The organism is Moorena sp. SIO4A5 (assembly GCF_010672005.1).
GTDB lineage: Bacteria > Cyanobacteriota > Cyanobacteriia > Cyanobacteriales > Coleofasciculaceae > Moorena.
In genome coordinates this window covers 1-10025 of record NZ_JAAHHZ010000185.1, presented here as the reverse complement: position 1 = coordinate 10025, position 10025 = coordinate 1, and the positions used below count along the sequence as shown (strand labels likewise).

Sequence of the window (10025 nt, the reverse complement as noted above, 5' to 3'; positions counted from 1 at the left end):
CAATAATGGAATTATCTGGATCGAAATGGAGGACTTCAGGTAGCCAAGACCCCAGGTGACTCACCTCTGGGAATTGTCGTAAAAACTCTTGAGAGCGCCATTCCTTCAAAAACTCACCTACGGTTTCACCGTCTTGGTCGTAAGGCTCTTGTTTTACTAGGAGCTTACGACCTTCTGGCAAGGTCAGGAGCAAATTAAAGTTCTTGGCAGCCTTGGGCTCAATTTTACCCAGAGCTTGTTCCTGTTCAGTACAGATTCCCTGCTCAATCAGGTACTCGAAAACATTTTTAGAACTTAATAAAAATGCCATACTATATTATTTAATAATAAACTTCAAATTAACGTCAGCAGCCACAAGGGCAGCATGTCAGTTTTGTTAATCCCTGATTCAGATACCCCTAAATCGTAAGCATTCAGCTATCAGTCATTCGCGTAGCGTGGCCAACGGCCAAGGCTCACCGCTGACAGCTGACGGCTGAATGCTTACCCCTGATTAATTATTAATATTTAGTTATTCAGCCCTAAAAGTCAATAGGATTACCTTTACTTTTTGGACATAAGGTCTTGATTAAGGTCTTATGGTTGGGGATTTTTGCAAATAATCAATCGGAGCCATAAGGACTCCGACTGAACTTATATCTTGCATGATTGTCGGTAACCCCTACAGCCCGCTCGTGGTTTTAACAAGCGGCTAACCGATAAAGTCCATTAAAATAGACTGAAATCATAATGTGGCCAACATTGATTCCTAGGTCAGAGGACTTGATTGATCAGCCAGGGATTTAAACCCTGGCTGACTACTGACATTACTGCAAAATATCAGTTACAACTTACTTCGTAAAGCTTCAAATACCTTTACTTACCGAACTTAGTGCTTACGACGGCGACGGCGACGGCGACGGCGACCTCCACCAAAAATCCCAGTAATAGAATTGATATTGGTAATGTTAACCTGAGTGTTTACATTGCTAATTACACTAGTGATTACGTTACCACCACGTTTGCCGCGTCCTCCTAAAACCATGTCCATTTCCTGACCATCGCTTAGCTCATTGAGGAAGCTTTCGGAATCTTGGAATAGCTCTGAACCAGCAGGACGCAGTTCAGCAATTTTAATAGTAGACATTTGGGTTTTTCCTTACTTTCAGATGTTAGTTATTCAGTTAGCATGCAACTATTCATGACTAGTAAGCTTGCTAACTTCTTAATTTCATAATCGTACCAAAAACAGAAAAAGTCAAGGGTTTTTATAGGGCTTTTTGGACTTAAATCAAGGCTAAAATCGACATAAATAAAGAATTTAATTCTAGTAAAAAAGACATATTTTCTGGGGTTTGTCTTTTGTTTTGAGACATAATTAAGTGACTTATATCTTTCTTTGGGATAGCAAGACACAAGTTACTTAATTATGTCTTATTTAAACAAAATCTCATCTTTTTCTCAGACATAATTCAAAGATGGATGGCTAGAATAAAAAATGATGAGTCATTTCAACCCTAGTAGTCTGTCAATTGTAAGCATTCAGCGATCAGCGATCAGCGATCAGCGATCAGCGATCAGCGATCAGCGATCAGCGATCAGCGATCAGCGATCAGCGATCAGCGATCAGCGATCAGCGATCAGCCTTGGCCTGTGGCCAGGCTACTTGAGGTGCTTTTGAAGAAAATAAGCTGACCGCTGACCCCTGACCGCTGACCCCTGACTGCTTACTGTCAATTTAGTTTTGAGGGTTAGGCCAAGGTGTTAGGTATTAGGTATAGTCCCTAGTGCCTCATCCAACTAACCATTGAGTTTCAAATTAAGTAAAATTCAGCAGGATAGTATGCAAAGCTTGATTACTATTGACCAGAAAGCTCTTTTTGAGCATGTCAGGCTCTCTTGCCAAATTCCTAGCTTAGTGGAGGGCATTGTTACTTGCAAGATTATTGAGTCAGCAGCAGCAGAGGCTGGCATTCAAGTGGAGCCGGAAGAACTCCAACAGGCAGCAGACGACTTCCGTCTCGCCACCGAACTTCATAACACTGACGAGACTTGGTCGTGGCTGCAAAAACATCATCTATCTCTCGATGATTTTGAAGCATTGATTTACACCAACACCATCGCTGACAAGGTCGCTCAACATCTGTTTAGAGATCAAGTTGAGTCTTTTTTTTATGAGCACCAGCTTGATTATGCCGGAGTCGTCATGTACGAAGTGGTTTTGGAGGACGAAGACCTAGCTTGGGAACTCTTTTATGCCTTCAAGGAAGGGGAAGTCAGTTTCCATGAGATTGCTCGCCAACATATTCAGGACGTGTCACTACGCCGCTCTGGGGGATATCGAGGAATACTACAGCGCCAACAACTCAAGCCAGAGATTGCGGCTGCGGTCTTTGCTGCCAGTCCGCCCCAGATTCTCCAACCCATTGTCACCTCATCTGGAGTACACCTGATTGTGGTTGAGGAAATCATTCAACCGCAATTGGATGAGCAGTTGCACTCTGAGATTCTTTCAAACTTGTTTTCTGACTGGCTAAGGGAACAAATGGAACAGATGGAAATTGTTGCCCACTTATAACGGGAGCCCAGATTCCGCAGGTAAACTAGAAAAGTTCGGATAGTTTTCAACTATGACTGGTTTGGCATCTTCTGGGATTAATCGCCTCCATGAAGCCGGACTGACAAAGCCTGTTTGTCAACAGGGCTCGCTTAGGCAGGGAAAAAAGAAGGAGTACTGACAGAAAGTTTACACTTGGATTCAACTTCCTTGTTTTCTGAGATTCGTTACAAAACTTTATCATAAGAGTTACAAAACTTTATATAAAACTGTAGAAAAATTGGATTTTCGGAGTGATTAATACAGTGAGGGCAGTCAAGAAAGCATAATCCTCTTAATTGCCAAACCAATCCTATTAAGAATAAGCATTTCTTGATGTAACTCAGACAAATCGGGTGAATCTTTCCGAAGATAGCAATCCACAAATCCTCAAGCCATTGCAATCAATAGGGAGCAAATGACATGGTAAATTACACTGGTGACAACTTAAACAACTACTTCAAAGCACCCAAAGAAAAATATTTTCTTTTCCTAAACCCACATTCCGCAGGAAAAATAGAAGAGTTTGCAACAGAAAGTTTACACTTGGATTCAACTTCCTTGTCTTGATGCAAAGCGCGAGTCGGGGAAACCACGGCAAAGCGCGAGTGGGGGAAACCACGGCAAAGCGCGAGTGGGGGGAACCCCCAAGACCGCGCTGCCTCCCCGTGAGGCCACTGCATAGCTTTTAGCCTTGTTGTCACCCCCTCAGCCAAAATGGCTGTTTTTTCAGGTTTTGCTGTCGCGCATTTAAACTACCTTTTAGTAAATCAGGAAAAAAACCGTGAAACTCTTGTCCATTCTCCCTTCTGCCTTCTGCATTGCTGTTAGGCATTAAAAATGCCTAACAGCTTACAGAGCTTCATAATTACGATGTTTTCAACAAAACTTTACTAACACTTCTTGAAAAATTCATATAATTTTATCAGTATAGGGTGTGTCAACACATTTAGCTGTCATATGGTTGTAACTTACGTTCAACAAATTGCTCCAGAAAACAGGGATTTAGAAGCAGGTCAGTTTTTGACTCCAGATCAACGACAATTGCTGCTAGAAAGCCTAAAAACTAATTTACGCCCAGAATACCGTCGTCGGATTGAGATTATGTTGCTGGCAGATCAGGGTCAGTCTCAGACTCAAATTTCTACAGCATTACACTGCTCTCAAGAAACCGCACGGTATTGGATTTGCCAACTCCAAACGGGTAACATGCACAATTGGAATGCTTTGCCAATTGGCCGACCTAAGACCATTAATGACCAATACCTTGAACGTTTGAAAGAGCTGGTGAGTCATAGTCCCCGTGAGTATGGCTATTCATTTCACTCTTGGACAGCCCATTGGTTGAACAAGCATCTGACCCGAGAGTTTGGCATTGAGGTCAGCGATCGCCATATCAACCGTCTGCTGAAAAAAATGGGACTTTCCACCCGCAATAAATCCTCCAAGGCCAAGAATACCAAGAATCCTTCTGAAACTGAGGGGTGTGGCATTGTTGTTCGCAACTTGTCTTCTGCCTCATTAACTGAATCTTTGAAATTGTGGCCATTCAATCCACAAAAAATCAACAGCTGGTACAACTAGTACAACTAGTACAGCTAGTATAGCTAGTACAAAATTTTTTTTGGCAATAGTTGGTTATCAAGAGTTAAAGTCTAGTCCTTCGGACAACTAATAAGACAACTCATAACTAGTAATAAAATTACTGAAAACTTACTGATAACTGACACTTGGGTAGCAGGCCAAAAACAGATTATTTATTGCAATCATTAGGAAGTAATGATTGTAAATTCAATCCTAATCAGAGCTAATTCAGTAATATTTCACAAGTAGATTTTTGTCAGTCAAAACTTACGGAATTGCATCAAGACATTATACCCAAATTTTTATTACTGAATCCAAGCTCTAGGAATGTTTTGATTGATTGGAGTAAACTCCATGGTTCAGGATTCATCGTCTCAAGCTGCTTTCAAGCAATATTTTGCTCAACAACTTGCCCAGACCCTGGGACAAGCACTCCCTCAACAGGAACTCGACCGCTGCTTCAAAGGTATTAAAATTCTGGAACCAAGGGCAGGTAAGGCATTCTGGCAAGCAGGTAATGGGAATGTTGGCGTTTACATGGTTATGGCTGGCAAAGTTAGGCTCCTCGATCAGGACAATAACTTACTGGCTTCCCTAGAAGCATCCAGCACCTTCGGCGAGCTGACCTTGTTTCCAGAAGAATCGTTTCAGCCTTACACTGCCAGAGCTTCTGTCAAGCTCAAGGTTTGCTATCTTGCTGGTGAGTTGTTGCAGCCCTTGCTCCGTAACTATCCTACCATCAGGGATCACCTGCATAGACAAGCAGTATTGCGGGATCTATTCTTATTGTGTCGTCGCAATGGTTTTTTCGAGAATCTACCCCGAGAAGGATTACTTAAAACCCTATCCCTATTAAAACCCTATACTCTGGAAGTCGGCACACTCCCAGATTCTCTACTAAAGAATCAAAAACTTTGGCTGCTCCGACACGGAGAGCTACTCCATGGTTCTGGCAAAACCCTCAATGCTGGCAGCATCTACACTCCCTCCCAGTTAAAGGAAGGAAACTCTTGGCAGGTGAGGATGCCAACTCAGCTATATAGTCTCAGCAATGGTGATAGCAAAATTGCCCTACTCCACTTGCCACAACTTAGTGAGCTGATTGAGTCTGATGCTACCCCATCGGCTAACGAGCAATCTATGCCAGCATTGGCTAATACCTTGTCAGCTGTCGCACCTGCTCAACCGTCTCCAGAGCGAAAACCAAAACGCAAGACCCGTCGAGTTTACTTTCCCAACCCTACAGTCAAAGTCAGCCATTGGTGGCAGCAAGTTACTCAAAGCTATCCGTTCTTTGCCCAACAGAGTTCCTCAGATTGTGGTGCTGCTTGTTTAGTTATGATCGGTCGCTACTGGGGTAGGCGTTTCAGCGTTAATCGTTTGCGGGATGTTGCCAATGTTGACCGCAATGGCACATCACTACGAGGTCTAGCTACAGCAGCAGAAAGCATCGGCTTTTCTACCCGACCGGTCAAAGCTAGTCTCGACCGATTGGCAACAGAGAAACTGCCCGCTATTGCCCATTGGGAGGGCAGACACTACATCGTGGTCTATAAAGTGACTCGCGATCGCGTAATTGTAGGAGACCCTGCCATTGGTCAAAAAACCTTCAACCATTCCGATTTCAAAGCAAATTGGACTGGCTATGCCCTTCTGTTGCAACCGACAGCAATGCTCAAGGAAGCCAAGGAGGCCAGTGTTGCCTTCTGGCAGTTCTTTGAATTAATGAAACCTCACGGGCTGGTGCTTCTAGAGGTATTGATCGCATCTATCTTAGTTCAGATCTTCGGACTAGTTACACCTCTATTCACACAGCTATTGTTAGACCGGGTAATAGTGCAAGGTAGTACTCTGACCTTAAACGCTGTTGGGTTAGGCTTGCTGCTGTTTGGCTTATTCCAAGTTGCCATGACTGGCTTACGGCAATATTTGCTAGACCACACCGCTAACAAAGTCGATCTGGCGCTGATTGTCGGGTTTATTCGCCATACCTTCCGATTACCCTTAAACTTCTTTGAGTCTCGTTTTGTCGGTGACATTGTCTCCCGCGTCCAGGAAAACGAAAAAATTCAAAGCTTCCTCACTGGCGAAGCTATATCAATCTTGCTCGACTTACTCACTGTTTTTGTCTACGTGAGTCTGATGTTCTGGTACAGCTGGAAACTCGCAGCGCTAGTGTTGTTAATTGTGCCGCCATTTTTCCTGCTGGCATTAATAGCCACCCCCTTCTTGCGCCGGATTTCCCGAGAAATATTCGATGCTTTAGTTAATCAAGAAAGTTATCTGATCGAAACCCTGACCGGGATTAACACAGTTAAATCCATGGCAGTTGAACAAACAGTGCGCTGGCATTGGGAGGAACTGCTGAATAAGTCAATCAAAACTAGCTTTTCTGGGCAAATCATCAGCAACCAGTTACAAATATTCAGTAACACTATCGAAACTGTTGCTACTACTGCTCTGCTGTGGTATGGAGCGTGGCTGGTGATTCAAAACCAACTCACCATCGGTCAATTAGTTGCCTTTGATATGTTGCTAAATAATGTGATTAACCCCTTCCAGCGCATAACCGTGTTGTGGAATGAATTGCAGGAAGTGCTGATTGCCGTGGAACGCATCAATGATGTGCTAGATGCGGAACCAGAAGAAGATTTGCAGCAGCAATCTCGTCAATCCTTACCACAACTTAGGGGTCACATTCGCTTTGAGCAGGTCACCTTTCGTTATCATCCTCAAAGCGATATTAATGTACTCGAAAATCTCAGTTTTGAGGTCAAACCAGGGCAAATGGTAGCCCTAGTCGGTCGCAGTGGTTCAGGGAAAACCACCATTTCCAAGTTAGTTTTGGGGCTTTATACCCCCACAGATGGCAAAGTGTTAATTGATGGTCAAGACATCACCAGTCTTTCCCTGCGCTCATTGCGGGAGCAAATTGGTGTAGTTAACCAAGATACATTTCTGTTTGGCAAAACTATTCGGGAAAACATTGCCATGGGCGATCCCTCAGCAACCCTAGCAAAAATTATGGAAGCAGCGCGACAGGCTGGTGCAGATGAGTTTATTAAACAGCTACCCATGGGTTATGAGACTCAAATTGGCGAGGGGGGTGGTATGTTATCTGGTGGTCAACGTCAGCGCCTAGCGATCGCCCGTGCTTTGGTAGGGAATCCCCGCTTGTTGATTTTAGATGAAGCCACCAGCAACCTGGATGCTGAATCCGAGCGCATCATTCAAACTAACTTCAACTCAATTTTGAAAAGTCGAACCACCTTAGTTATTGCTCATCGCCTCTCTACCGTGCGCCAAGCTGATGTAATTCTAGTACTTGATCGAGGAATCTTGGTCGAAAGTGGTAACCACGAAACATTGATGGCTAAGCGTGGTCACTACTTTTATCTCAATCAGCAACAACTAACTGTTACTCTTGCTGATTGAAATCCTAATTAAAGGGAATAGGGAGCAGGGAGTAGGGAGTAGGGAGTAGGGAGTAGGGAACAGGGAACAGGGAATCGGGAATCGGGAATCGGGAATCGGGAATCGGGAACAGGGAAAAAATGCTGTGTACTTCATAGTTATAAAAAACGCTGTATCCTTCTTGATTGATAGTCAAATTAAACTTAAAAAAACAAATAAAAAAATCAACATTTTTATGATATTTATGTAAAAAAATATCATAAAAATGCAAGTATATAAAACGTTTTTAATAGTAATAATTTACACATAGTTTTTCCCCTACTCCCTACTCCCTACTCCCTACTCCCTACTCCCGATTCCCTACTCCCTACTCCCTACTCCCGATTCCCTACTCCCTTTTTTAAAAATGCTATAGCAATTACCAATTGTGAATTATGCCATACGACCCTAACTCAGGCTTTCCTAACTCAGGCTTTCCGAAGAATCCAAACGATGACTATATAAATAGCAATAGTTTAGTCATCAATCCACCGGACTCCCTAAACACTAATCAGACACCACCGCCAACCCAAACAGCCGAATCACCATCAGCCGAATCACCATCAGCCGAATCACCATCTCTCGGTGATGACTGGTCTGAACTCACCCATGATTTGCTCAATACCTTGCCACGAGCGTGGACTCGGGGATTGCTCTATCTGTTAGTCATCTTTGCCGGTATCCTCTTACCTTGGTCAATGCTCTCCAAGGTAGATGAGACCGGCAGTGCCAGAGGGCGGATTGAGCCTAAGGGGAAAACCATTAGGTTGGATGCACCAGTGTCTGGAACGGTGGCTGCCCTGAAAGTCAAAGAGGGGGAGATCGTCAAGGCAGGACAGATTTTACTGGAGTTAGAATCAGATTTAGTTCGTGCTGAGCTTGAGCAGTTGCATCAAAGACAGACAGGTCAACAGAATCGGCTGGCGCAGTTGGACATACTCAAGAATCAATTGATGCTGGGACTGCATACCCAACAGCAACAGAACCAAGCTCAAGAATTGGAAAAACAGGTTCAAGTGGAGCAGGCAAAGTATAATCTAGATTCTCTCAAGAATATCCATAATTTACAAAAAGAGGAAAAACTGGCCCAAATCAATCAAGTTCAGCAATCCATTGAATCGAGCCAAGCAACTTATAAATTAGCATTAATTCGGTTATCAGCTGCCCAGGAAAGACTCCCACGCTACAAACAAGCGTTTGAGGAAGGTGTCATTTCACAAGACCGCTTTATTGAAGCGGAACAGCTGGTAAAAGAAAACGACCAAAGCGTTGTGCAAGCCCAGTCCGATATTTTGCAAGCCAAGTCCCGCCTCAAAGAGCACCAAGGCGGCTACGAGCGGATTATTCATCAAGCTAAGGCTGATATTCAGCAAGCTGAACTTCGCCTTAAAGAGCAGAAACGTAGCTATCAGAGTCTAGTGCAAGGGAGTAAACTGGCGGTGCTAAAAATTGAGGAACAGCTGAAGAATCTGGAAACAGAAATTACTACCCTGCAAGCAGAAATTGCCCAGGCTAAAACCCAGATTAAATCCTTGGAATTTCAGTTAGAGCAACGAGTACTCAAGGCTCCTGCTACTGGCACAGTTTTTCATTTGCCGATCCAAGGCGCTGGGGATGTTGTCCAACCGGGAGAGGTAATTGTAGAGATTGCACCAGAGAATTCATCCCTAGTACTCCGAGCCCAAATAGCCACTACAGAGAGTGGGTCTTTACAGGTAGGAATGCCAGTGAAGATGAAGTTTGATGCCTATCCCTTCCAAAACTATGGGGTATTGAAAGGTAACCTGAGTTGGATTTCTCCAGACTCGAAGATGACAGAAACCAACCAAGGCAAGCTAGAAAGCTTTGAACTAGAAATCGAGTTAGAAAAGCCCTATATCAAAGCCCAAAACAAAAAGATTACCTTAACTCCAGGTCAGACTGCAACAGCCGAGGTGATTGTCCGGCAACGTCGTGTTATTGATTTCGTTCTGGATCCATTTAAGAAGTTGCAAAAAAGTGGTTTGGAGCTTTGACATTAATTTTTGTTAGTCATTATTAATTACCAATTAATCATTTATTATCTGGATGTTTAGGATTCAGATATCGATAGTTTGGTAAACTTTTTTAAGAGATTACTTGACTCGCTCTAATGATGATAATCTAGACTAATATAGCGTTTATAGGACTCATGAGGTACACATTATTTTTTACCTATTCCCTATTCCCTTTTCCCTCTTACCTGCTCCCTGCTCCCTGCTCCCTGCTCCCTGCTCCCTGCTCCCTAAAAACCATAAATTTGTACCTCACAAGTTGTAGAATTGCTATAAGTACCACCTACTTATTAGACCCTAGCCGCGATGTCTTTGACCCAAGAATTAAAAACTCCAACAGAAACTGCAACATCTTCCGGTACAGTTGTTGCAGTTTCTGT

The 10025-nt window shown here is 43.5% G+C and carries 9 protein-coding genes and 1 pseudogene; 6 read left to right on the top strand and 4 right to left on the bottom strand.

The window, feature by feature from the left end; all coding sequences use genetic code 11:
* Nucleotides 1-310: pseudogene (locus F6K57_RS31265) on the bottom strand (aminoglycoside phosphotransferase family protein); the annotation flags it as partial.
* A gap of 558 nt (nucleotides 311-868) precedes the next feature.
* Nucleotides 869-1126, bottom strand: a complete 258-nt coding sequence (locus F6K57_RS31260; RefSeq protein WP_293072025.1) for a hypothetical protein — start codon at nucleotides 1124-1126, stop codon at nucleotides 869-871.
* A gap of 351 nt (nucleotides 1127-1477) precedes the next feature.
* Here F6K57_RS31260 and F6K57_RS31255 point away from each other — a divergent pair, with 351 nt between their 5' ends.
* Together F6K57_RS31255 and F6K57_RS31250 are read left to right on the top strand one after the other, a co-directional pair.
* The gene (locus tag F6K57_RS31255; protein ID WP_293072024.1) at nucleotides 1478-1660 is read left to right on the top strand and encodes a hypothetical protein; all 183 of its coding nucleotides are present in this window, start codon (nucleotides 1478-1480) and stop codon (nucleotides 1658-1660) included.
* Nucleotides 1661-1786: 126 nt separating this feature from the next.
* Entirely contained in the window at nucleotides 1787-2557 is a 771-nt protein-coding gene (locus F6K57_RS31250) for a peptidylprolyl isomerase (protein WP_364304810.1), read from the top strand.
* Between the two features lie 718 nt (nucleotides 2558-3275).
* Here F6K57_RS31250 and F6K57_RS31245 read toward each other — a convergent pair.
* Complete coding sequence (locus F6K57_RS31245) at nucleotides 3276-3410, bottom strand: hypothetical protein (protein ID WP_293072023.1); 135 nt, start codon at nucleotides 3408-3410, stop codon at nucleotides 3276-3278.
* 125 nt (nucleotides 3411-3535) lie between these two features.
* On the opposite strand from F6K57_RS31245, the gene F6K57_RS31240 reads away from it, so the two are divergent.
* The gene (locus F6K57_RS31240; RefSeq protein WP_293072022.1) at nucleotides 3536-4159 is read left to right on the top strand and encodes a helix-turn-helix domain-containing protein; all 624 of its coding nucleotides are present in this window, start codon (nucleotides 3536-3538) and stop codon (nucleotides 4157-4159) included.
* Between the two features lie 354 nt (nucleotides 4160-4513).
* Entirely contained in the window at nucleotides 4514-7594 is a 3081-nt protein-coding gene (locus F6K57_RS31235) for a peptidase domain-containing ABC transporter (protein ID WP_293072021.1), read from the top strand.
* Here the strand turns inward: F6K57_RS31235 and F6K57_RS31230 are convergent.
* Complete coding sequence (locus F6K57_RS31230) at nucleotides 7571-7729, bottom strand: hypothetical protein (protein WP_293072020.1); 159 nt, start codon at nucleotides 7727-7729, stop codon at nucleotides 7571-7573. The genes F6K57_RS31235 and F6K57_RS31230 overlap by 24 nt on opposite strands.
* 278 nt (nucleotides 7730-8007) lie before the next feature.
* On the opposite strand from F6K57_RS31230, the gene F6K57_RS31225 reads away from it, so the two are divergent.
* Both F6K57_RS31225 and F6K57_RS31220 read left to right on the top strand, forming a co-directional pair.
* Entirely contained in the window at nucleotides 8008-9627 is a 1620-nt protein-coding gene (locus tag F6K57_RS31225) for an HlyD family efflux transporter periplasmic adaptor subunit (protein WP_293058182.1), read from the top strand.
* Between the two features lie 155 nt (nucleotides 9628-9782).
* Nucleotides 9783-10025: hypothetical protein (locus tag F6K57_RS31220; RefSeq protein WP_293072019.1), on the top strand; the 243-nt coding region annotated here is incomplete at its 3' end.